Source organism: Micromonospora sp. NPDC049081 (assembly GCF_040648835.1).
GTDB classification, from domain to species: domain Bacteria; phylum Actinomycetota; class Actinomycetes; order Mycobacteriales; family Micromonosporaceae; genus Micromonospora; species Micromonospora antibiotica.
On record NZ_JBEZEK010000020.1, the window covers coordinates 80,463 to 102,825 of the forward strand.

Annotated in this window: 20 protein-coding genes and 1 riboswitch; of the genes, 11 read left to right on the forward strand and 9 right to left on the reverse strand. The window is 74.5% G+C overall.

What is annotated here, in order from left to right; genetic code table 11:
- Positions 1-233: 233 nt before the first annotated feature.
- The 4 genes from AB0B63_RS24575 to AB0B63_RS24590 form a co-directional block, all read right to left on the reverse strand.
- The gene (locus tag AB0B63_RS24575; RefSeq protein ID WP_357022636.1) at positions 234-1,097 is read right to left on the reverse strand and encodes a C39 family peptidase; all 864 of its coding nucleotides are present in this window, start codon (positions 1,095-1,097) and stop codon (positions 234-236) included.
- A gap of 272 nt (positions 1,098-1,369) precedes the next feature.
- Positions 1,370-1,514, reverse strand: a riboswitch (cyclic di-AMP (ydaO/yuaA leader).
- 402 nt (positions 1,515-1,916) lie between these two features.
- Entirely contained in the window at positions 1,917-2,678 is a 762-nt protein-coding gene (locus AB0B63_RS24580) for a hypothetical protein (protein WP_357022638.1), read from the reverse strand.
- Between the two features lie 126 nt (positions 2,679-2,804).
- Complete coding sequence (locus AB0B63_RS24585) at positions 2,805-3,302, reverse strand: hypothetical protein (RefSeq protein WP_357022641.1); 498 nt, start codon at positions 3,300-3,302, stop codon at positions 2,805-2,807.
- A gap of 136 nt (positions 3,303-3,438) precedes the next feature.
- Positions 3,439-4,749 (reverse strand): acyltransferase, encoded by a 1,311-nt coding sequence (locus AB0B63_RS24590; RefSeq protein ID WP_357022643.1) that lies wholly within the window; start codon positions 4,747-4,749, stop codon positions 3,439-3,441.
- 186 nt (positions 4,750-4,935) lie between these two features.
- Here AB0B63_RS24590 and AB0B63_RS24595 point away from each other — a divergent pair, with 186 nt between their 5' ends.
- From AB0B63_RS24595 to pseI, 3 genes are all read left to right on the forward strand, one after another.
- Positions 4,936-6,261 (forward strand): polysaccharide pyruvyl transferase family protein, encoded by a 1,326-nt coding sequence (locus tag AB0B63_RS24595; RefSeq protein ID WP_357022645.1) that lies wholly within the window; start codon positions 4,936-4,938, stop codon positions 6,259-6,261.
- A gap of 89 nt (positions 6,262-6,350) precedes the next feature.
- A complete protein-coding gene (locus tag AB0B63_RS24600) occupies positions 6,351-7,475 on the forward strand; it encodes a glycosyltransferase (protein WP_357022648.1) in 1,125 nt (374 codons plus the stop codon).
- Between the two features lie 108 nt (positions 7,476-7,583).
- On the forward strand, positions 7,584-8,636 hold the full coding sequence (gene pseI / locus AB0B63_RS24605; protein WP_357022651.1) for a pseudaminic acid synthase: 1,053 nt from the start codon (positions 7,584-7,586) through the stop codon (positions 8,634-8,636).
- A 395-nt stretch (positions 8,637-9,031) separates the two neighbouring features.
- Here the strand turns inward: pseI and AB0B63_RS24610 are convergent, their stop codons facing one another.
- From AB0B63_RS24610 to AB0B63_RS24625, 4 genes are all read right to left on the reverse strand, one after another.
- Entirely contained in the window at positions 9,032-9,487 is a 456-nt protein-coding gene (locus AB0B63_RS24610) for a hypothetical protein (RefSeq protein ID WP_357022654.1), read from the reverse strand.
- A 94-nt stretch (positions 9,488-9,581) separates the two neighbouring features.
- Positions 9,582-10,328 (reverse strand): SDR family NAD(P)-dependent oxidoreductase, encoded by a 747-nt coding sequence (locus AB0B63_RS24615; RefSeq protein ID WP_357022657.1) that lies wholly within the window; start codon positions 10,326-10,328, stop codon positions 9,582-9,584.
- Entirely contained in the window at positions 10,321-11,583 is a 1,263-nt protein-coding gene (locus AB0B63_RS24620) for an AMP-binding protein (protein ID WP_357022660.1), read from the reverse strand. The genes AB0B63_RS24615 and AB0B63_RS24620 overlap by 8 nt, the downstream gene beginning before the upstream one ends.
- Positions 11,580-11,831: an acyl carrier protein gene (locus tag AB0B63_RS24625; protein ID WP_244252945.1), complete on the reverse strand. Its 252-nt coding sequence runs from the start codon at positions 11,829-11,831 to the stop codon at positions 11,580-11,582. The genes AB0B63_RS24620 and AB0B63_RS24625 overlap by 4 nt, the downstream gene beginning before the upstream one ends.
- Before the next feature lie 88 nt (positions 11,832-11,919).
- Between AB0B63_RS24625 and AB0B63_RS24630 the strand changes: the two genes are divergently transcribed.
- Complete coding sequence (locus tag AB0B63_RS24630; RefSeq protein WP_208569048.1) at positions 11,920-12,432, forward strand: GNAT family N-acetyltransferase; 513 nt, start codon at positions 11,920-11,922, stop codon at positions 12,430-12,432.
- A 169-nt stretch (positions 12,433-12,601) separates the two neighbouring features.
- Here AB0B63_RS24630 and AB0B63_RS24635 read toward each other — a convergent pair whose 3' ends face one another.
- A complete protein-coding gene (locus tag AB0B63_RS24635; protein ID WP_357022664.1) occupies positions 12,602-14,503 on the reverse strand; it encodes a hypothetical protein in 1,902 nt (633 codons plus the stop codon).
- 349 nt (positions 14,504-14,852) lie between these two features.
- On the opposite strand from AB0B63_RS24635, the gene pseB reads away from it, so the two are divergent.
- The 7 genes from pseB (at position 14,853) to AB0B63_RS24670 (ending at position 22,322) form a co-directional block, all read left to right on the forward strand.
- Positions 14,853-15,836: a UDP-N-acetylglucosamine 4,6-dehydratase (inverting) gene (gene pseB / locus AB0B63_RS24640; protein WP_219469218.1), complete on the forward strand. Its 984-nt coding sequence runs from the start codon at positions 14,853-14,855 to the stop codon at positions 15,834-15,836.
- Positions 15,833-16,990, forward strand: a complete 1,158-nt coding sequence (locus AB0B63_RS24645; RefSeq protein ID WP_357022668.1) for a DegT/DnrJ/EryC1/StrS family aminotransferase — start codon at positions 15,833-15,835, stop codon at positions 16,988-16,990. The genes pseB and AB0B63_RS24645 overlap by 4 nt, the downstream gene beginning before the upstream one ends.
- Positions 16,991-17,002: 12 nt before the next feature.
- Positions 17,003-17,839 (forward strand): hypothetical protein, encoded by an 837-nt coding sequence (locus AB0B63_RS24650; RefSeq protein ID WP_357022671.1) that lies wholly within the window; start codon positions 17,003-17,005, stop codon positions 17,837-17,839.
- Positions 17,840-17,880: 41 nt separating this feature from the next.
- Positions 17,881-19,641 carry a class I SAM-dependent methyltransferase gene (locus AB0B63_RS24655; RefSeq protein WP_357022717.1) on the forward strand — a complete coding sequence of 587 codons (1,761 nt, stop codon included), beginning with the start codon at positions 17,881-17,883 and terminating at the stop codon, positions 19,639-19,641.
- A 185-nt stretch (positions 19,642-19,826) separates the two neighbouring features.
- On the forward strand, positions 19,827-20,555 hold the full coding sequence (locus tag AB0B63_RS24660) for a glycosyltransferase family protein (RefSeq protein WP_357022720.1): 729 nt from the start codon (positions 19,827-19,829) through the stop codon (positions 20,553-20,555).
- Positions 20,552-21,676, forward strand: a complete 1,125-nt coding sequence (locus AB0B63_RS24665) for a spore coat protein (RefSeq protein ID WP_357022723.1) — start codon at positions 20,552-20,554, stop codon at positions 21,674-21,676. The genes AB0B63_RS24660 and AB0B63_RS24665 overlap by 4 nt, the downstream gene beginning before the upstream one ends.
- 13 nt (positions 21,677-21,689) lie before the next feature.
- Entirely contained in the window at positions 21,690-22,322 is a 633-nt protein-coding gene (locus AB0B63_RS24670) for an alpha-ketoglutarate-dependent dioxygenase AlkB (RefSeq protein ID WP_357022674.1), read from the forward strand.
- Positions 22,323-22,363: the final 41 nt, after the last annotated feature.

Consider the following 22,363-nt stretch of genomic DNA (forward strand, 5'->3'; position numbering starts at 1 on the left):
CACCCGCCTCCGCCCGCACCCGCTCGCGCTCGCACCCGTCCCGGACACGCCCCCGCACCCGCCTCCGTCGGCAAGATCGTGCTCGATCCAGGTTGTAGTGGCCTCCTCGTCGCAGGAGGCCACTACAACCATGTTCGAGCACGATCTTGCTCCGGCCGGTCGGGTCGACCCTGGGACAGCGAACCGCCCCGGCCACCCGTGGTAGGGCGGCCGGGGCGGGTGGGGTGGCGCGGTCAGGCGGAGTAGCCCCGGGTGGCGATCCAGTTCGCCAGGGTGGTCACGCTGACCCAGTAGGCCGGCAGCGACGGGTCGGCCGAGTCGGCGATCCGCACGGTACGACCGTTGTCCCGGTAGCCCACGGCGGCGATGTAGTGGCCGCCGGGGAAGGAGTGCCAGCCGCCGTCGAGGTCGGTGGCGTCCCCGGCCACGTTCGCGACCACGGCCCGCTTGTCGGCGACCGCCGCGACCACGTCGGCCCGCAGCCGGTCGATCTGCGCGTCGCTCGGCGTGCCGGCGAACATCCTGGTCCGGTACGGGTCACCCTTGACCACGGCGTTGAGCACCCGGGTGGTGTCCTCGGCCGAGTTGGTGCCCATCTCGGTGGTGCCCAACTGGGCGGCGAGGTCGTCCTGGCCGCGCTCGATGCCGGCCGCGCTGAGCGCGTTGCGGACCGCCGCCGGGCCGCAGTAGTAGTAGGTGGTCTGGGCCTGGTAGTCGTAACGCAGGACCTTCGACGACGGCGGCTTCGGGGCCGCCTTGCGGGTCAGGTCCGGGTCGGCGGTGGCCCTGGCCTTCGCCCGGGTGACGCGCGGCGACGGGGCGTCGCTCGCCGACGGGCTGGCCGAGGGGGTGGCCAACGGGGTGGCCGACGGGCTGGTCGGGGCGGGGACGGCGACCCGGGCCTGGGCGCGGCTGGCGACGTCGTCGAGGCGGGGGGCGGTCTCGGCCACGGCGGTGGCGCGCTGCTGGTCGGTCGGGGCGTCGTCGACCCCGGCGGCCAGGGCGGTGCCACCGGCGGCCAGGGCGAGGACCGCCGCCGAGCCGACGACCATCCGGTACGGGCGTCGGGTGCCCAGTAGGCGGAGCTGTCGTTTCATGTGGTGCTTCACAGGGTGTTCCTCCACGGGGCGAGGCGGCGGGCACACCCCATCGGCACGCGGCGGACACGCCACGCGCGGATCGGGTGTTGCGCCGCTCGTTCGGCAGGGACCGCCCGACGGGGGGCCGGGCGGATCGGCGGCTCGCCCGGCAGGGGCCGGGCGGCGGGGCGGAGAGCCGGGTCAGCGCGTCGGGCGCGACGGTCCGGCGGTGCCCCGGCACCGAGGTGGAGGAACTACCGAGGGGGTGGGGTCATGCTGCACGAGGAGGGAACTCCTTCCTTTGCCGCCGACCGGGTTAGCTGACGGATTCGGGCGGGAAGATCGCCCTACCCCGGGCCGTGGCCCGGAGATTCACCCCAGGTGGTGCGTGTGGGTCCCCGGTTCGTGACTGGCACGATTGAGCGGGTCGGCACGGCGTCGCCTCTTGCGATCGGAAACCGCACCGGACCGCAGCGACACTACTGGCCGGTTTCCCCCCTCGCCAAGCCCGTTGAGCTGCACAAACATGGGCTGGACGAGTCAGTTTCGGGGCACTCGGGCACTGACCCGCCACGCGTGGGACGGTCGGAGCGCCCGGGCCCGTCCAGGCGAAAACCCGGACGGCGGGGCACCGACCGCCGATGATCGTCGCAGTCGATGTGACCGACTGTGACCAGGTGTCCGGTTTCCACCCGCAGTGACGGCACCCACAACCCGCAGATAACAATTCAGTCCCGCTGACCCGCTGACCGGTCCGGCTTCGCCGACCAGCCGACCCGCTGATCCGCCGACCGTCTGGCTTCGCCGACCAGCGGCCGGCCGACCTGACGGCCCGGGTCAGCCGACCCGGGCCGGATGCCAGCGGGTGGCGGGGGCCGGGCGGGTGGCGGACGTCGCCGGACGGGGCAGTGGGACCCGGGACGGCCGCCACCGTTGCGCCGCCGCGTGTGCCTCGGCAGCCAGCGACCGGGCCGCCTCGGCGGCCAGTTCGGCGTTCCGCCACGCCGCCCGTTCCCGCCCGACCGCAGCCCGGTACGCCGTACGGCGGTCCTCGCGGACCGCGCGGGCCAGCATCACCTCGTGCTCGACCGGGTGCCGACGCGGGTCCCAACCGTCGCGGTGCGCGAAGACGTCCCGCAGCCGCTCCACCGACAACTCTCCCCGCCAGTGCGCCGCCACGGCCTCCTGGTGCAGCCACCGCTCCCGACCGGCGTACTCGGCGGGGGTGCGGGGAGTACGCGGGCTGGGCAGCGCCCGGGCACCGGTGAACCGGCGGGCCAGCGTGTCCGCCTCGTCGTACGCCTGCCAGGCCCGTTCCAGGGCGTCGTGGGCCGCCAGCCAGGCCACGCGGTGGTGGCGGGCCCTCCGGGCGGCTCCGGAGGCGGCGACGGCCACCTCCTCCGCGTAGCGACGCAGGTCGGCGACGGGGGGTGGGGCGTCGGATGCCGGCGCGGCGGCAGTGGTTGCGGCGGCCGGTTGGTCCCGCTCGGGCCGGGCCACCAGGATGGTGATCCCGGTCAGCGCCAGGACGAGCAGCGCGGACCAGATCACGGTGGCGGTCGGGACCTCGATCAGGAACTGGGAGAGCACGGTGTTCACGGTCGACACCTCGCAGGCGGGATGCGGAAGAGGAGGCCGTACCGGCGGCGGGAACATCCGGCCGGACGGTGCGGGTGTGGTGCGTGGCGGAGGCGGTCGCGGGTGGGTCGGCCCCCGCGTGGGCGCTCAGCCTGCCGGGGGTGCCCGGGGGGCGGTGGCGACGGGTGTTCGACCGGCCGGCAGCGCCGGGGGCGGGGCGCTCCGCGCGACGCCGGCCGACACGATGGCCTCGACCCGGTCTGCCGTCGGCACGGCGAGCACGACGGCGGCCCGGTCTGCCGTCGGCACGGCGAGCACGACGGCGGCCCGGTCTGCCGTCGGCACGGCGAGCACGACGGCGGCGGCCCGATCTGCGGCGACGGCGGCCGGGTCGGCCTCCTGCCCACCGCTGCGGATGCCGGTCGGGGCGGCCGGGGCTCCGGCCGCGTGCAAGGACAGCGACGCGTCGACCGGCAGGGCGGCTGCCGCCGGCCCCGGGCCGAACGCCGCCGGGCCGGGCAGCGCCGGGCCGGGCAGCGCCGGGCCGGCGACGGCGAACGCGATCGCGACGGCCAGGCCGGTCAGCAGCCGGGACCACCAGCGGGCGACCCACCACAGCGGACTGGTGGGTGCGGCCGGGAGCATATGTCCACGTTACCGCCGTGGTGACCGACCCGCAGCACCGCCGGGCGTGTCGCCGCGCCCACCACCGTGGACCTGGTCCGGGGCGGTGCTGCACCCGGTCGCCGCCCAGCTCGGCCCGGGGTCCGGTGCGGGGTGGTCAGTGCGGGTCGCGCGGTCCGACGTACTCGACGGGGAGTCCGGCACGACGACCGCCGCCGGCAGCCCTCGGCCCCGGCACGGTGACACCGCCGCTGCCGGCCGCGTCACCGGCGGCCGCGTCGCCCGGCCGAACCCCACCGGCGGCGACACCGGCCGGCGCACCACCGCGAACGACGACGTCAGGAGCAGCACCACCGCGAACAGCGGCGTCGGGGGCGGCCGGCACGGGTGGGGTACGGCGGCGGGGAGCGAGCCGGCGCATCATCGGCGTCTCCACGAAGCGGTGCAGGGCGGCGGCCAACGCCAGGTTCAGCACCAGGAAACCGAGCACGGCCAGTGGCCCCGACCAGCCGGGCAGCCCCACACCCCAGTGCCCGGTGAGCCGCAGCACCGTCATCATCACCAGCACGTGCACCAGGTAGAAGGCGAACGACACCTCACCGAGCCAGATGAGGGTGCGGTGCCGCCACGGCGACCAGCGGCCCTGCACGTCCGCGCGGGCCGCCGCCGGGATGACCAGGATGTACGCCACCGACAGCAGCGCCGCCCACATCTCGGCCGGGATCCAGTGCGCCGCCACCCAGACGACCACGAACAGCAGGCTGGCCAGCGGCAGGCCGGGCCCCCGCCAGTGGCCCCGACGCAGCAGTTCGGCGGCGGCGACGCCCAGCCAGAACTCGGTGGAGCGGACCAGCGGGAAGACCTGGGTGAACCACCAGTTGCTGCCCTCGGGGAGCAGTTGCTGACCGGGCCAGAGCGCCACGATGACCAGCGGCACCGCCACCACCACGGCCCAGAGCACGCCGGAGTGGGCCCGCCGGATCGCCGGCAGCACCAGCGGCAGGCAGAGGTAGAAGAACAGCTCGCAGGACAGCGACCAGCTCACGTTGTTGATGCTGTAGAAGTAGCCGGGGGTGGGGTCCCACGCCTGGACGAGGAAGAGGTTCTCCAGGGCGGCGCGCGGCACCACCGGGTCGGCGAACCACCACATCACCAGCAGTGCCGCCGCCCAGGTCAGCACGTGGTTGGGATAGATCTTGGCGAGCCGGCGACGCCAGAAGTCCCGCCGCCGGTCACCGTCTCGGGTCGACCAGACCAGCACGAAGCCACTGAGGATGAAGAAGAACTGCACCCCGGACAGGCCCAGGGTGAACAGCCAGTCGACCACCGCCTTGGCGTCGGGCTGGGTGACGATCCGCATGGTGCCGACGTGGTAGCCGAACACCAGCATGGCGGCGATCCACCGCAGCCCGGTCAGCGACGGCAGCCGGTTCAGCGCCGGGGACGCGGGGGTGGGCACGCTGGTCACCCGGGGCACCCTACCGGCACACCCCACCGCGGGGGACGCGCCGGGGTGGTGCGGATGTGCGGAAGGTGTACGAAATCCCTCCACTGCCCTAACATCGCGGGACCCGTCGGTGTCGGCGCGCGCCCATGGGGCGGACCGGCGCGGCCCGTCGCAGGCACGCCCGGCTAACGAGGAACGGAGCAGAGTGTGCACCAGCGGATCCTGATGCGGGCCAAGAAGGACCCGTTCGACGTACGCGGCCCGGAGGAGGCGTACGAGGGGAACTGGATCGGGGAGAACAACGGCAACCTGGTCTTCAGTCACGCCGCGCACAAGTTGCTGCGCACCTCCACCGCGCGGATCACATCGACCGAGTTCAAGGTCGACCTGCGCGACGCCGACCGGATCAACGAGCAGTACGACGTGTACGTCATCCCGCTGGCCAACGCGTTCCGGCGCAGCTACGCCCACCGCATCGAGCTGATGACGAAGCTGGTCGAGCGGCTGCGGATCCCGGTGGTGGTGTTCGGGGTCGGCGTGCAGACCGACGTCACCGGCGACCGGGAGTACCTGCGTCCGATCGACGACGTGGTCAGCCGGTTCGTCCGGGCGGCGCTGGAGCGGGGGCCGAGCATCGGTGTACGCGGGGAGATCACCGCGCGGTACCTGAACACGCTGGGCTTCTCCGCCGTCGACGTGATCGGCTGCCCGTCGATGTTCCTGCACGGCGACCGGTTCCGGGTGGAGAAGTCCGCGCCGGCCCTGACGCCCGACGCCCGGGTGGCGCTGACCGTCTCCCCGTACGTCAAGTCGATGGCGAAGATCATCACCTCGCACCAGGCCCGCTACCCCAACCTGCGCTACCTCCCGCAGGACCTCAAGACGCTGGGCACCCTGCTCTACGGCGACGCCCCCGAGGACCGGGGCAAGACCAGCGCCATCCCGGTGCACACCTCGCACCCGCTGTTCACGCAGGACAAGGTGCGGATGTTCCTCGACCCGTGGACCTGGATGGACTACCTCGCCGGTTTCGACTTCGCCTTCGGCACCCGCATCCACGGCACCATCACCGCGCTGGTCGCCGGCACCCCCGGCTACCTGTTCGCGCACGACTCGCGCACCCTGGAGCTGGCCCGCTACTTCGACATCCCGCACCGGCTGATGCCGGACGTGCCGGCCGACGTGGACGCCGCACAGCTCTATGCCGAGGCCGACTACACCGCCCTCAACACCGGGCACCGGGCCCGCTACGAGGTGCTGCGCGCGTTCCTCGCCCGGCACGACCTGGGCAACGCGTTCGACGACGGCGACAGCGCGGCCCGGTTCGACGCGCAGGTCCGCGAGACGGTGTTCCCCCCGGCGGTCCGGCCCGCCGGGGCCACCTCGCCCGAGGAACTGCTGGCCCGCATCCAGTGGCTGCGCGACCGTAACGCGGCGCTCGGCGACGACGTGCGGGAGCTGCGGGAACAGCGGCTGCGGGCCCGGGTCAAGCGGGCGGTCGGCGCACCGGTGCGGCGGATGCTGAACCGTTAACCTGCCGCTCGGCCGCTGTTCAGCAGCTCCATCTCCGCCGGATACGTCACGTTCCGTGGCCGTCCATACCCGTGCACCAGGGTGGCGGGGTGGTCAACCAGCCCGCGCCCACCCCGCTGCTCAGCGTCGTCGTCCCCGTCCACGGGGTGGAGGCGTACCTGCACCAGTGCCTCGACTCGGTGCGCACGGACGTGCCGGCCGACGCGGCGGGCGCGGTCGAGATCGTCGCGGTCGACGACGCCTCGCCGGACCGGTGCGGTGAGCTGCTGCGCGCGTACGCGGCCGAGCATCCGGGCGTACGCACGGTGCACCTGACCCGCAACGTCGGGTTGGGTCCCGCCCGCAACGCCGGCCTGGACGTGGCCGTCGGGGAGTACGTCTGGTTCGTCGACAGCGACGACTGGTTGCCGCCGGGCACCGTCGCAGCGGTGCTGGACCGGCTCCGGGCGCACCGCCCCGACGTGCTGATGCTCGACCACCTGCGGGTGAGCGAGGACGGCCGGCGCGAGGTGGACGCGAGCAGTCACCTGCTACGCGGCATCCCCGGGGTGGTCCGGCTGGCCGACCGACCCGGGCTGCTGCGGGTGCAGCACACCGCGTGGAACAAGGTGGTCCGCCGGGAGTTCATGGTCGACCTGGAACTGCGCTTCCACCCCGGCTGGTACGAGGACATCCCGTTCAGCAATCCGCTGCTCATCGGCGCGGAACGGATCTCCGTGCTGGACCGGGTCTGCTACCTCTACCGGCAGGGTCGGCAGGGCGCGATCACCTCCACCCGCAGCGGTCGCCACTTCGACGCCTTCGCCCAGTACGACAGGCTGTTCGACTGGGTCGCCCGCCGGTATCCCGACGAGCGGCTGCGCGGCGAGCTGTTCACCCTGATGATCAACCACATGCTGGTGGTGGTCGGCAACGACGGCCGGCTGCACCCGCACCTGCGCCGCGAGTTCTTCCACCGCATCGCCGCGCACCACCGCCGGCACCTGCCGCCGGGCGGCTACCCCCGGCCGGGCGGCGTGGCGGGGCTCAAGCACCGGCTGGTCGGCCGGGACGCCTACCTCGCGTACGCGGTGCTGCGCCAGGCGCACCGGCTGGCCGGGTGGCTGCGCAGCCCGGTCGCCGCACCGGAACCGGCCCCGTCGGTCGCCGCGCCGACCCCGCTGGCGGACTCCCCCGCCGACCGGGACGCGCTGGCCGGTCGCGGCACCCGGTGACCGGCCACCACCGACACGGTACGCCGGCATCGGACCGGTGGCGCTGTCGGCGTGTCGACGACCGGCCACGAGTGACGAGTGACGAGTACAGGGAACAGGGGGTCGGAGATGACGATGACAGTGAAGATCGGGCCGCACGTGGTGGGGGCCGGGGAGCAGCCGTTCGTGGTGGCGGAGATGTCCGGCAACCACAACGGTGACCTGGGGCGGGCCCTGGCGATCGTGGACGCGGTGGCGGCCAGCGGGGCGCACGCGCTGAAGTTGCAGACGTACCGGCCGGACACCATCACCATCGACGTGGACACCCCGGCGTTCCGCATCTCCGGCGGGCACGAGCTGTGGGGCGGGCAGAACCTCTACCGGCTCTACGAGCGGGCCCACACCCCGTACGAGTGGCACGGGCCGATCTTCGAACGGGCCCGGGAGCGAGGGCTGACCGTGTTCTCGTCCCCGTTCGACCCGTCGGCGGTGGAGCTGCTGGAGGGGCTGGACGTCCCGGCGTACAAGATCGCCTCGTCGGAGCTGGTCGACCTGCCGCTGATCCGGCTGGTCGCGGGCACCGGCAAGCCCCTGGTCATCTCCACCGGCATGGCCACGCTCGCCGAGATCGACGCCGCGGTGCGCACCGCCCGCGACGGCGGGGCCGGTGGCATCGTGCTGTTGGCCTGCACCGCCGCCTACCCGGCCCCACCGGCCGACAGCAACCTGCGCCGGATCCCGGTGCTGGCCGACGCCTTCGGGGTGCCGGTCGGCCTGTCCGACCACACCCCCGGCATCGGGGTGCCGGTGGCCTCGGTGGCGTTGGGCGCGTGCTTCATCGAGAAGCACGTCACCCTCGACCGGGGCGACGGCGGGGTCGACTCCGACTTCTCGCTGCCCCCCGACGAGTTGGCCGCCCTGGTGGTCGAGTCGGCGCGGGCACACGCGGCGCTCGGCGGCACCGCCATCGGCCCGACCCCGGCCGAGCGGGAGGGGCTGCGGTTCCGCCGTTCCCTGTTCGTGGTGGCCGACGTCCGGGCCGGCGACGAGGTGACCGCAGCCAACGTCCGCTCGATCCGCCCGGCCGGCGGCCTGCCTCCGGTGGAGATCGACCGGGTCCTCGGCCGCACCTTCACCACCGACGTCCCCCGCGGCACCCCGCTGAGCTGGGACCTCGTCTGACACCGCCCCGCTCTGCCCTGCGCAGCCCCGCTCGGCCCAGCCCTGCACAAGCCCCGCCCTGCGCAAGCCCTGCCCTGCCCTGCGCAGCCCCGCTCGGCCCAGCCCCACCCCTGTCCAACCCAGGCCGCCCAGCCCTGGCACTCATGGTCAAATGACGAAAATGGCGACGACACGCCGGCAGATGTCGTCGCCATCGTCATCTGATCATGGCCCACCCTCGCAGGAGTGGCACGGCCTCGGCGCACCGGCTGCCACGGCGGAAACCCACCGGGCGGCGCGGCGGATAACCCATCGGTCCTGCGGGGGCGGGGCGACGTCGGATGTGACGGGACCGGAGCAGGGTCGCGCGGCGGGCGGCAGGATCACGTGGCGGGCGGCGACGCCACCGGTGCTGCTCAGGGGGCGAAGGCCACCGTGACCACCAGGTCGGCCAGGTGCAGGGTGCGCCACACCGCACGCGTGTGCGGGGGTACGGCCAGACCGTGCCGCCGCCACCAGGCGGCCACCGGTATCTCGGCCAGTTTGCACAGGCTCTCCGCCCGGGTCCAGCGGGCCCAGAAGTCGACCGGGCCGAAGCGGGCGGCCAACGCGGGCGGGACCTCGGCGGTGGCCCGTTCGGCGTCGATCGCCACCCGCCAACCTGGGGTGACCGGCCCGTACCAGCCGACGCAGCGCCCGTCGTCGAGATGGCTGCGGGTCACCGCGTACCGCAGCTCGGTGGGGGTGCCGACGCGCAGGTGCCGTTCGGCGGCGCCCAGCAGCGCCGGCACCGGTCGCAGCCCGACGTTTCCAGCCGGCCGGACCGGCGGGCCGACCGCGCGCCCCGACTGCCCGCCCGGCCGGGTGCCCACCGACCCGACCGCACCCCCACCGGCCGACCCGGACCGGGCCGTCACGACACCGTCGCCCCGACCGCCGCCGGGCCGGTGGTCGGGGCAGGCACGGTCAGATCGAGGCAGCACCGTCGACCACGATGACCTGGCCGTTGATGTTGGTGTGCTCGCACAGCAGCATCCGCACCACCGGTACCACCTCGGCGGGCTCGGTCAGGTGCCCGGTCGGGGTGCGGCGGACGATCTGGTCGAGCTGGGTGCTGCCCAGCACGGCGGACATCTCCGAGGCGAAGAAGCCCGGCGCGACGGCGTTGACCAGCATCCGCCCGCCCAGCTCGCGGGCCAGCGACCGGGTCGCCGCGTCCATGCCGCCCTTGGTGGCCGAGTACGCCACCAGGCCGGGGAAGCCGCGCTGCGCGCAGATCGAGGTGACGTTCACGACCCGGCCGCGCCGGCCCTGCCCGAGCATCCGCCGGATCACCAGGCGGGTGAGCTGCAACGGCGCGGTCAGGTTGGTCTCGACGATCCGGGCGATGTCGGCGGTGGCGGTGTGCGTGTGCATCGAGTCCTGCCCGACGGCGGCGTTGTTGACCAGTCCGTCGATCGGGCCGAACCGCGCCTCGACCGCCCGGACGAAGCCCTGCGCCGCCGCGAGGTCGGTGACGTCCACCGCGCCGACGTGCACCCGGTCGGGGTGCACGTCGGCCAGCTTCTCCAACTCGGGGGTGACGCTGCGGGCGAACGCGGCAACGGTGAGCCCGGCGTCGAGCAGGTCGGTGACGATGGCCAGGCCCAGCCCCCGGGACCCCCCGGAGACGAGGACGACGGTGCTGGGTGGGACGAGCGCGGAATCAGACATCGCTCTTCAGGGTCTCCTTGACGGGGATCTCGGTCAGTAGGCGGATGCGGCGGGGCACCGCGTACTCGGGGAGCCGCTCGGCGCACCAGCGCACCAGCGCACCCTCGTCGAGCGGGGATGCCCCGTCCGGTTGGCCGGCGTGGCCCGGCGCGGTGGCGGGGACGACCTCGGCGACCACCATCCGGCCGAGCACCGGCGCGCGGCGGCCGGTCACCCGGGCCCAGGCCACCTGAGGGTGGGCGGTGAGCACGTCGCGGACCAGCCCGGCGGAGACCTTGCTGCCGCCGACGTTGATCTCGTCGGAGTCCAACCGACCGGTGATCATGACCCGGCCCTCGACGATCTGCGCCCGGTCGCCGGTGCGGACCGGGCCGTCGTGCCCGACGCCGTGGTGCGGTGAGGCGACCACCAGTTCGTCGTCGCGCAGCGAGAGGATGGGCCGACCGGGTGCGGCCCGGTCGAGCCAGTCGACCGGGAAGCCGGCCCGCCCGTCGTGCACCACGATCGACGCGCCCACCTCGGAGGAGGCGTAGATCCAGGAGATCCGGGCGGCCGGGAAGAGCGCCCGGAGCCGGTCCAGGACGGTCTGGTCGACAGGTTCGCCGCCGAGGGTGAGTTGCCGCAGCGGCACCCGGGCCAGCGCCTCCGGGTCGCGGTGCAGGGTGCGCCGCCAGAAGGTCGGGGTGCCGGAGACGGCGTCCACCCGGTGCGCGGCGGCCAGCGCCGGCCAGTCGTCCAGCTCGTCCGGGTCGACCACCACCAGGTGCTGACCGGGCTGGGTCAGCGACAGGGTGACCACCTGCCACCAGGCATAACTGCCGGGGGCGTACGGGCAGAGCCAGGTCCGCTGCGGCTGGGCCGCCCGCACGGTGGTCAACGAGTCCAGGGTGTGCCCGACCCGCTTGGGCCGCCCGGTCGAACCGGACGTGAGCAGCCAGAGCCGGCCGGCCTCCGCTGCCCGCCCGGTGGCCGGCGGCACGGTCTGCGGCACCCCGTCGACGAGCACGGTGACGGCGAACCCGGCGGCGCGCAGCTCGTCCCGCATCGTCGCGTCGACCCGGGTGGGGCCCGCGAGCAGCAGTTCGGTGCCGTCGGTGGCGTGCTGCCGGGCGACGGCGAGGGCGTCGGCGGCTCCGGCGGTGAGGACCGCGCCGGGTGACGGCAGCGCCGGCGCAGGCAGGTCCCGCCAGCTGCGGGGCACCCCGGCGACGACGATGCGGTTGTCCAGCCCGGCCGGCGAGGTCGCGACGGTCACTGCCGTTGGAGTTCGGCGAGGAAGTCGAGGACGTCCCCGACGGTGGCGATCCGACGCAGCCCGGGGGCGTCGAAGTTCAACTCCTCCCCGGTCTCGTCCTCCACCCGCAGCGCCAGCTCGGAAAAGTCCAGGGACCGGAAGCCGATCTCCCGCAGGTCGGCGGAGTCGTCGTCGGGCAACACCCTGCCCTGGTTCCGCACCACCTGCGCCATGAGGTCGCGGATCTGCGCGCGACTCAATTCGTTCATGCGCCGGAGTGTACAGCCCGACAATTACCTCGCCCATTTACCCGGGTAGGGTCGACCCGGGTCCACCAGGTGAATAAAAGGGGTACGAGTGTTGCGCGAGGCCACCACGGAAGACGTTAACCTGATGTTTTCCTGGCGTAATCAGGAAACCAACCGGCAGGTCAGCAAGACCAGTCACGAGATCACCCCCGCCGAGCACGCGGCGTGGTGGTCGCGGGTCCGCACCGACCCGGCCCGCCGCGTGCTGGTCTATCTCCACGACGACCTGCCGGCGGGCGTGGTGACGTTCTTCGACCTGCGCCTGGACGGGCCGACCCGGTCCGGTGCCTGGGGTTTCTATCTGGACGCCGACGGGCTGGCCGAACGGGGGGCAACCCTGCCCGCCTGGCTGGGGGTGATGCGGGCGGCGGTGGACCACGCCTTCGACGTGCTCGCGCTGGACCGGCTCGACGGCGAGGTGTTGGCGCACAACACCGTCGTACGACAGATGAACCGTCGTTTCCGGTTCGTCGAGGGCACCGGGCGGCCCGAGACGGTCGACGGCCGGGAAATCATCGTCGTCCCCATTTCCCTGACCCGGGAAAATCGTCGCCGACGCTGATGTCGACAGGTGTCCGGTGACGATTCACCGACCGGCCATCCCCCGTTAACCGAATGGCGCGCGCCGGGCGACGGCGGAAACGCACACGACCGGGGCGGCACCGGGTGGCGAAAGCATGCGCCACCGCGACCCGGCACCGGGTGGCGGTGACGTGCGGGGACCACCCGGATCAGTGGCGACGCCAGGCGGCCCAGTGCTGCGCCGGGTTACCCCCCAACCGGACGAAGCCGTACCGGGTGCCGTCCCAGTCGTCCGACTCGCCGGGTGCCCACCGGACGAGGACGACGTCCGCGTCGGCCGGCGGGTTGTCCACGAACCACCGCACGTCGGCCCAGGTGACCTGGTGGCTGAGGTTGAACCGGAGCACCCACTGCACGCCGAGCGACGCCCAGACCCGGTCGCCGGGGCGTACCCCCAGGTCGGCCACCCGGGGGGTCGGGGCGGTCGCCGCGACCATCGGCCGGACCAGCCGGTCGGTGATCACCTGCATGGTGCCGATGTTCACCACCACCAGCGCGGCGAGCACCGGCACGCGCATTCGGGGCGACCGCACGGCGGCGACCAGCAGCAGGCAGCCGGCCAGTCCGACGGCCGCGCCGGTGTACGGCCGGAACTCGCGCCAGCCCCCGGTCAGGGCCATCAGGTCGGGTGCGCCGAAACCGCCGTAGCGCAGTTCGTGTCCCCGGCCGGCCACCCAGGCGAGCCGGGCGGCGATCAGCGTCGCCCCGGCCAGCAGCACCGCCGCCGCGACCGCCGCCCGCCGCCACCGCACCCGGGGCGTCGCGGTCACCAGCATCACCACCCCGACCAGCAGCCAGAACGGGGCGAGCATCTGCACGTAGCGGCCGTAGATGGCGTCCAGCGGTTTACCGGTGATGCCGGCCAGGATCACCGACGCTCCGGCGGCCACCCCGACGCTGGTCACCACCGCCACCCCGACCGTCCACCGGGTCGCCGCATCGTCGGCCGCCGACCCTGCTGCGACGGAGGTGCCGTCCGTGGTCGCGGCCGGCGCAGAGGCCGGGGTCGGAGCCGGAGCCGACGCAGAGGCTGGGACCGGGGCGGAGGCCGGGGCCGGGGCCGGCGCAGAGGCCGGGGTCGGAGCCGGGGCCGGGGCCGGGGTGGAGGACAGCGCGGCGGGACGGCGCAGCAGGAGGCGGACGGCGCCGGCCCAGGCGACGCCGGCCAGGCCGAAGGTGATGACCACCAGGTACCAGAGTTGGGTGGCGACCGCCGCGCCGACCCGCAGCAGCCCCGGGCCGGAGGCGACCGCCCGGACGGTGCCGCCGCCGGGCGGGTCCCCGAGCAGGTAGACCCGGTCGCCGAGCAGCCGGATGACCGCCTCGTTGAGCAGGGCCAACGCCAGTACCGGCAGGACGGCGGCGAGCACCTGCGCCGGGCTGATCCGTCGCCGCAGGAACAGCAGCAGCACCAGACCGGCGTGCACCCCCACGATCACCAGGCCCCGCGAGTGCAGCAGGTGGAACACCCCGACCAGGGCACCGGCCCCGGTGGCGACCAGCGGGGCGGGTCGGCGTACCCACCGGTGCACGGCGAGCAGCCAGGCCAGCACCAGCGGCGCCAGCACGGCGTCGATCATCGCCACGCCTGCGTAGAAGACGGTCGCCGGGAGGGTGGCCGCGACGGCGGCGGCGGCCAGGGCGACCGCGCGGCTCACCGGCGCCAGCCGACGCACCAGCAGGTACGCCAGCGGCAGCACCGTCGCGTTCAGCACCGCGTTGATCAACTGCACCAGCCGGTAGCTGTCGGTGAAGTCCCGCTCCCCGAGGAACGCCGGGGAGATCAACAGCGGGTAGCCGACCCGGCGCAACGGCCCGTTCTCGCTGCTGAAGCCGCCCGGCCCACCGGCCAACGCGCGGGCGGTGTGCAGGTAGCTGTCCTCGTCGGTGTGGGCGATCGGCAGCGGCACGTGCCGGGACGACCACATCCGCCAGGCGACGCCCACCAGCCAGCCCACCACCAGCAGCACCGGCACCAGCCGACGGCCTCGACCCGCCGGCTGGCCGGGCGGGTCGGCGACCCGGGGTCCTACCTCGGTGACGGCCACCATCGTCGCCTCCTGCCTCGTCGGGGCACCCCGTCGGCCCGCCCGGGACGCGCGACGGTCCCGGCCCGCAGGCCGGGCCGGGCGGGGCGGGTGCCCGACCGTGGGTGTCGGATGCGCCTGCGGCGGGGGTGCCCACCGGCCGCGCCGGGCCACTGTAGTCAGCGACGTAGCCGCTGGTCAGCCGGCAGCAACCGGGTCGGCAAGTGTTCGCCTGGCGGGGGTCCGGCATTCACGGGAGCAGCGCGGTCGGTTCACCCGGGGGCGTCGGGGTGTTAACCCGACCTGGTTAGCGTCCGTCCGGTCGCCTGGCCCGAGCCGGTGGCGCACCAACCACGAGCTGGGGAGCACCAAATTGAGTGAGTTGAATGGGTCCTCCATTCTGGTCACCGGCGGGACGGGGTCCTTCGGGAAGACGTTCCTCCGGCACGTCCTCGACGTGGCCGACCCGGCCCGGGTGGTGGTGTTCTCCCGCGACGAACTCAAGCAGTACGAGCTGCGCCAGCAACTCGGCGACGACCCCCGGCTGCGCTGGTTCATCGGGGACATCCGGGACCGGCACCGGCTCACCCGGGCCATGCACGGGGTGGACCACGTGGTGCACGCCGCCGCCCTCAAGCAGGTGGACACCGCCGAGTACAACCCGTCGGAGTTCATCGCCACCAACATCACCGGTTCGCAGCACGTGGTCGACGCGGCCATTGAGGCCGGCGTCAAGAAGGTCATCGCGCTCTCCACCGACAAGGCGTCCAGCCCGATCAACCTGTACGGCGCGACCAAGCTCGTCGGCGACAAACTCTTCGTCTCGGCCAACCACTACGCCGCCCAGCACCCCACCCGGTTCGCCGTGGTCCGCTACGGCAACGTGGTGGGCAGCCGGGGTTCGGTGGTGCCGCTGTTCCGCCGGCTCGCCGCCGAAGGCAAGAGCCTGCCGATCACCGACAAGCGGATGACCAGGTTCTGGATCACCCTAGACCAGGCCGTGCAGTTCGTGCTGGACAGCTTCGACCAGATGCAGGGCGGGGAGCTGTTCGTGCCGCGTATCCCCAGCATGCGCATCCTCGACCTGGTCGAGGCGGTCGCCCCGGACGCCACCACCCACGAGATCGGCATCCGGCCCGGCGAGAAGCTGCACGAGGAGATGATCGCCCCGGACGACAGCCGCCGGACGCTGCGCGCGAAGGACCGGTTCATCGTCCAACCGACGATCGCCACCTGGGGTTACCGGCCGCCCGTCGACTGTGAGCCGGTGCCGGACGGGTTCGCCTACCAGTCCGACGGCAACGACGAGTGGTTGAGCGTCCGGCAGCTGCGCGACATGCTGGGCATCACGGCGTGACGGCGATGCTCCCGTACGGCCGGCAGTCGGTCACCGACGACGACGTCGCCGCCGTGGTCGCCACCCTGCGCAGCGACTGGCTCACCACCGGCCCGCAGGTCGACGCGTTCGAGGCGGACCTCGCGGGCTGGACCGGCGGGGCCGGCTGCGCGGCGGTCGCCAACGGCACGGCCGCCCTGCACGTCGCCTACGCGGCGGCCGGGGTGGGACCCGGCGACGAGGTGGTGGTGCCGCCGATGACGTTCGTGGCGACGGCCAGCAGCGCGGTCGCCCTCGGCGCGCGGATCGTCTTCGCCGACGTCGAGGAGGAGACGTTCACCCTGGACCCGGCGGCGGCAGCCGCGGCGGCCACCGCCCGGACGAAGGTCGTCGCCGCCGTCGACTACGCCGGTCACCCGGCCGACTACGACGCCCTGCGCACCGCCCTGTCCGGCTCCGACGCGCTGCTGCTGGCCGATGCGGCGCACTCCATCGGGGCCACCTACCGGGGACGGCCGGTCGGGTCGCTGGCCGACCTGACCACCTTCTCGTTCTTCCCCACCAAGAACCTCACCACCGCCGAGGGCGGCGCGGTCGCCAGCCTCGACGCGGAGCTGCTGAAGCGGGCCCGCCGGTTCCGCAACATCGGGCTGGTCCGGGAGCGCGCCGAGCTGCGCACGCCGGACGAGGGCGGCTGGCACCAGGAGGTGCACTCCTTCGGGCTGAACTACCGGCTGCCGGACGTGCTCTGCGCGCTGGGCCGCAGCCAACTGCGCCGGCTCGGCGACTTCCTCGCCGCCCGCGCCCGGCTGGTGGCCCGCTACGACGAGGCGCTGTCCGACCTGGACGGGGTGCTCACCCCGACCCGCCGGTCGTGGGCCGCCCCCGCCTGGCACCTCTACCCGGTCCGGATCCTCGACGGCCGCCGCCGCGAGGTGTACGACCGGATGCGCGCCGCCGGCATCGGCGTCCAGGTCAACTACCTGCCGGTGCACTGGCACCCGGCCTTCGCCGACCTCGGCTACCGGCGCGGGTCCTGCCCGGTGGCCGAGTCGTTCTACGCACAGCAGCTGTCGCTGCCGTTGTACCCGGGTCTCACCGACACCGACCAGGACCGGGTGATCGACGCGCTCGGCGCGGCGCTGCGCGGCGTCACCGCGCCCACCGCCGCCTGACCGGGGGAACCGATGCACCACGCGAACCACTTCTACGGCCACGCCCACGTGCTGGCCCGCTACTGCGGGCTGGGCGACGACCACCCGCCCCGGATCAACGGGTACGTCCAGCACGGCTGGAACATCGGCGACGGCCTCGCCCCCGGCCACCCGTACGCCGAGCGCACCCCCAGCCTGCTCTGGTCGGAGCAGACCCGGCGGCGGGCCTGGTCGGTGGGTCGACGCAACGTGGTGGTCGTCGGTGCGCCCTTCGCGTACCTGCTCGACCTGCGCCGCGACGACCCGCCGCCGGCCGCCCGGGAGGGCACCATCTGGTACCCGTTCCACGGTTGGGAGGGCCAGCACGTCAAGGGCGACCACAGGGAGTTGATCGCCCGGATCAGGGACACCGAACCCGGCCCGGTCACCGTCTGCCTCTACTGGCACGAGTACGGCATGCGCCGGGTCCGCCGGCTCTACGAGAACGCCGGTTTCCGGGTGATCTGCCACGGCTACCGGGGGCACTGGTGGCGCGACACCGACCCGCTCTTCCTCGACAAGCAGCTCACCGAGCTGCGCCGGCACGCCCGGGTGGCGTCCAACCGGCTGACCAGCGCCATCTTCTACGGCATCGCCGCCGGTTGTGAACCGGCCGTCTACGGCGACCCGATGATCCTGGCCAAGGAGGACCCCACCTTCGGCGGCACCGCCCGCATCCGCCGGCAGTGGCCGCAGCTGCACGGCGAGACGGTGGACCTGCCGACCGCCGTCGACATCGCCCGCGCCGAGCTGGGCACCGACCACCGCTGCACCCCCGCCGAGCTGCGTGAGCTGCTCGGCTGGGCGCATCCCGCAGGAGGCACGAGTTGACCACTGGAACCACCGCCCCCGTCGTCCTGCCCGGTGGGGAGATGCTGGCCTGGTCCGACCTGCCGGCGCAGCGGCTGGCCGACGGCGGTCCGTTGGGCGCGTTGGCCGCGCGGGTCGTACCCGCCGGGGCCCGGGTCCTGGTGGCCGGACCGCACGATCCGGCGTTGCTGGACCGGCTCACCCACGCGGAGGTCACCTGCCTGCTGCGCAGCCACCCCGACGCGGTGGTGTTGACCGACCGGGCGGCCCGGGTGATCGTCGGCGGGCCGGCCGGACTCGACCCCGCCGACACGTTCGACGTGGTGCTGGCCGGGGCCGGCCTGGACGCCGTCGAGTCGGTGGAGGGCGTCCGGCTGGGCTGGGCGGGGGTGCTGGCCCGGTTGACCGCCGCGCTGCGGCCCGGCGGCACGCTGCTGCTGCGCCTGGACAACCCGTTGGGGGTGTCCCGGCTGGTCGCCACCTCCCCCTGGTACGCCGACCGGGCCGACGCGGCGTGGAGCATCGGCGGGGTGCTGGACGCCGGCCGCCCGGCCAACCGGGAGCAGCTGCGGGACCGGCTCGCCGAGGTGGGCCTGACCGCCGACGCGAGCTACGCCGCGTACCCCGATCCGGGTGCCGCGACGGCGCTGGTCGGCACCGACGCGCTGGACCGGTCACCCACCTCGGGGTTGCTCGACGCGGTGCTGCACGGGGCCTGCGCCGGTGGGTTCGCCGGCGGCGCGGTGCTCCAGGACCCGGCCCGGCTGGCGGTCGACGCGCTGCACGCCGGGCTCGGCGCGACACTGGCCCCGGGCTGGCTGACGCTGGCCCGCCGCCCCGGCCCCGCCGCACCCACCGCCGGGCCGCTGCCGGTGCTGCTGGTGCAGACCGGGCCGCCCGGGGTGGGGGTGGTCGAGGTGTCCGACGGGCCGGACGGCTGGCACTGGGCGGTCACCGGCGGCGGGGCCGACCGGACCCGGCCGGCGCCCTTCGCCAGCCGGGAGGCCGCCCACCGGGACCCGGCCGCGCTCACCGGCCCGGTGACGCCGGGGCGGCTGCTGCGGACCCTGCTGCTCGACGGCTGCCTGCGGCGCGACCTGGACGCCCTACGCCGGTTGCTGCGCGGATACGCCGGGTGGCTCGCCGGGCAGGCCGACCCGGACGGACGGCTCACCGGCGCGGTCGCGCTCGCCGACCCGGACACCGTGGTCGTCGACGGGGACACCTTCGCGGTGCTCGACCCGAGCTGGCAGGCCAGCGAGCCGCTGCCCCTCGAGGTGGTGCTGGCCCGGGGGCTGTGGCGGTTCGCGGTCACCCTGCTCACCGGCGGCTACGCCCACCCGTGGCCGTCCACCCTGGACGTCGCCGGGCTGACCGTGGTGCTCGGTGGAGTCGGCGGGCACGATCTGGACCGGGCCACCGTGGACGCCGCCGTGCAGACCGAGGCGGCGGTCACCGCCGCCCTGCGCGGCCTGGACGCCGACGGGCGCGGGGCGCTCGCCACCGAACTGCGGGCGGTCACCCCCACCGACCCGCCCGCCGGGCCGCGCAGCTACCAGCAGATGCGGGAAGCCTGGGTACGCCAGCGGGAGGAGCTGACCCGGCTGGCGGCCCTGCTGAAGTGGACCGAGGAGCTGCTCACCTCGCGGGAACGGGCGCTACGTCGCGCCGACGCCACGATCAACCTGCTCAGTGGCTCGCTCAGCTACCGGGTGGGCCGGCTGGCCATCACCCCGGCCCGGCTGGCCAAGCGGGGTGCCCGGGCGGCGAAACGGCGGGCCCGTGAGGCGCTCGGCCCCAAGCCGCCGGAGGAGCAGCAGTGACCGCCCCGCACACCCCGCCGACGGGCCGACCCGGCGGCACCGGCATGGCGGCGGGCCGGCCCGGCGTCCCGGCGACGGGCCGGCCCGGCGTCCCGGCGACGGGCCGGCCCGGCGTCCCGGCGACGGGCCGGCCCGGCCACGCCGACCTCGGCGGACCCGACGCGGTCGCACCGGTCGGCTCCGACCTGCGGATCGTCGGGATCGTGCAGGCCCGGATGGGCTCGTCGCGGCTGCCCGGCAAGGTGCTGCGCCCGCTGGCCGGGCGCAGCGTGCTCGGCCGGGTGGTCCGGGCCGCCCGGGACAGCGGGGTCCTCGCCGACCTGGTGGTCGCCACCAGTGTCGACCCGGTCGACGACGCGGTGGTCGCCGAGTGCGCGCGGCTCGACGTGCCGGTGCACCGGGGACCGGTGGACGACGTGCTGAGCCGGTTCGTCGGCGCACTCGACGCCCACCCCGGCGACGCCGTCATGCGGTTCACCGCGGACTGCCCGCTGCTCGACCCGGAGATCGTCTCCCTGGTGGCGGCGGTCTACCGGGCCGTCCCCGGGCTCGACTACGCCAGCACCTCGATCGCCCGTACCCTGCCCCGGGGGTTGGACGTGGAGATCATCCGGGCGGACGCGCTGCGTACCCTGGACCGGCTCGCCGTCGACCACCACCGGGTGCACGTCACCTCCTGGGCGTACGCCCATCCGGAGCTGTTCCGGGTGCTCGGGGTGACCCTCACCCCGGACCGGTCGACGCTGCGGCTCACCCTCGACACCGACCAGGACTGGGCGCTGGTCAGCGCGGTCGTCGACCACTTCGGCGACGTCAGCGTGCCGCTGGCGAAACTCGCCGACTGGTTGGACGGGCGGCCCGACCTGCGTACCCTCAACTCCTCGGTACGCCAGAAGCGGCTGGAGGAGTCCTGAAGCCACCACGGATCGGGTTGCGCTGCGACGCCGGCCCGCACACCGGCGTCGGGCACCTGGTGCGCTGCCTGGCCCTCGGCGAGGAGTTCCTGGCCCGGGGTGCCCGGGTCGAGCTGTTCGGGACCGTCGAGCGGGTCGGTTGGGCCGCCGACCGACTGACCGCGCGCGGCATCCCGGTCCACCCCGGTCCGGTCACCCCCGCCGGGCTGGTCGAGGCGGCCCGCGCGCACGCCCTGGACGCGCTGGTGCTCGACTCGTACGAGCTGGACCCGGCGGGGGCCGGGGCGCTGCGGGCGGCCGGGGTGGTCACCCTGGCCATCGTCGACGGCGACACCCGGGGTCAGGACGCCGACCTCTACCTGGACCAGAACTTCGGCGCGGACACCGCCGGCCCGCACGGCACCGCCGGCACGGACACCGCCAGCCCGCACGGCACCACCGGCACGGGCACCGGCGGCGGCCGGTTGCTGGCCGGGGTGCGGTACGCGCTGCTGCGCGACGCGGTGACCGCCGCCCGGCCGCCGGCCCCACCGCCGGCCCCACCGACGGACCGCCCCCGGGTGCTGGCCTTCTTCGGCGGCACCGACGCCGTCGGGGCGGCCCCGGTGCTGGCCCGGGTGCTGCTCGGCACCGGCCACCCGATGGAACTGACGGTGGTGGTCGGGCGGCCGGAGATCGAGGCCGAGCTGACGCGGGTCGCCACCGGTCGGGGGCAGGCGCTGCACCTCCTCGCGCCCACCGACACGTTGCCCACGCTGATCGGCGCGGCCGACCTGGTGGTCAGCGCCGCCGGCACCTCCACCTGGGAACTGTGCTGTCTGGGTGCGCCCGCCGCGCTGGTCTGCGTGGTGGACAACCAGCGTGAGGCGTACCGCCGGGTGGTGGCGCACCGGCTCGCCGCCGGCCTCGGTGAACTGCCGGACCTGGTCGCGCCGGGGCTGGCCGGCCGGGCCGCGCGGGCCGACGCGGGCCGCACGCTGCGCGCCCTGCTGGCGTCCCCGCAGCGTCGGGCGGCGCTCGCGGCCCGCGCCTGGGCCACCGTCGACGGGCGCGGCCGGGCCCGGGTGGCCGACGCCGTCCTCACCCGGATCGCCGATCGTACGGGTGTACTAAACCCCTGATAGGGTGCCGGGTATGTCGCAGGCCGCCTACCAACCGTCGATGCTCGACCTCACCGACACCGACCCGACGCTGACCCCGCTGGCCGGGATGCGCCGCCGGGTGCTCACCCGGGGCGCGTGGGTCGACCACCTGCCGGGCTGGGTGCGCGGCTCGGACACGGTCCTCGACGCCCTGCGCACCGGGGTGCCCTGGCGGGCCGAACGCCGCACTATGTACGACACCGAGGTCGACGTCCCCCGCCTGCTCTGCTGGTACGGCCCCGACCGCCCGCTGCCGCACCCGCTGCTCACCGCGGCCCGCACGGCGCTGAGCCGGCACTACGCCGCCGAGCTGGGCGAGCCGTTCGTCACCGCCGGCATGTGCCTCTACCGCGACGGGCGGGACAGCGTCGCCTGGCACGGCGACACCATCGGCCGCTCCGCGCACACCGACACGATGGTGGCGATCGTGTCGTTCGGCTCGCCCCGCCCGCTGCTGCTACGCCCCCGGGGCGGCGGCGACACGCTACGTTTCCCGCTCGGCCACGGCGACCTGGTGGTGATGGGCGGTTCCTGCCAGCGCACCTGGGAGCACGCCGTGCCCAAGACCACCCGCCCGGTCGGCCCCCGGGTCAGCGTCCAGTTCCGCCCGGTCGACGTCGCCTGACGCCGACCGGGCGACCGGCCGTCAGCCCTCACGACGGCCGG

What these genes read in the sequence shown, in the direction of transcription:
- AB0B63_RS24635 (WP_357022664.1), bottom strand. Translation starts at nt 14,503, where the DNA reads ATGGTGGCCGTCACCGAGGTAGGACCCCGGGTCGCCGACCCGCCCGGC.
- pseI (WP_357022651.1), top strand. Translation starts at nt 7,584, where the DNA reads ATGACGATGACAGTGAAGATCGGGCCGCACGTGGTGGGGGCCGGGGAG.
- AB0B63_RS24575 (WP_357022636.1), bottom strand. Translation starts at nt 1,097, where the DNA reads ATGAAACGACAGCTCCGCCTACTGGGCACCCGACGCCCGTACCGGATG.
- AB0B63_RS24655 (WP_357022717.1), top strand. Translation starts at nt 17,881, where the DNA reads ATGCTGGCCTGGTCCGACCTGCCGGCGCAGCGGCTGGCCGACGGCGGT.
- AB0B63_RS24615 (WP_357022657.1), bottom strand. Translation starts at nt 10,328, where the DNA reads ATGTCTGATTCCGCGCTCGTCCCACCCAGCACCGTCGTCCTCGTCTCC.
- AB0B63_RS24670 (WP_357022674.1), top strand. Translation starts at nt 21,690, where the DNA reads ATGTCGCAGGCCGCCTACCAACCGTCGATGCTCGACCTCACCGACACC.
- AB0B63_RS24625 (WP_244252945.1), bottom strand. Translation starts at nt 11,831, where the DNA reads ATGAACGAATTGAGTCGCGCGCAGATCCGCGACCTCATGGCGCAGGTG.
- AB0B63_RS24650 (WP_357022671.1), top strand. Translation starts at nt 17,003, where the DNA reads ATGCACCACGCGAACCACTTCTACGGCCACGCCCACGTGCTGGCCCGC.
- AB0B63_RS24585 (WP_357022641.1), bottom strand. Translation starts at nt 3,302, where the DNA reads ATGCTCCCGGCCGCACCCACCAGTCCGCTGTGGTGGGTCGCCCGCTGG.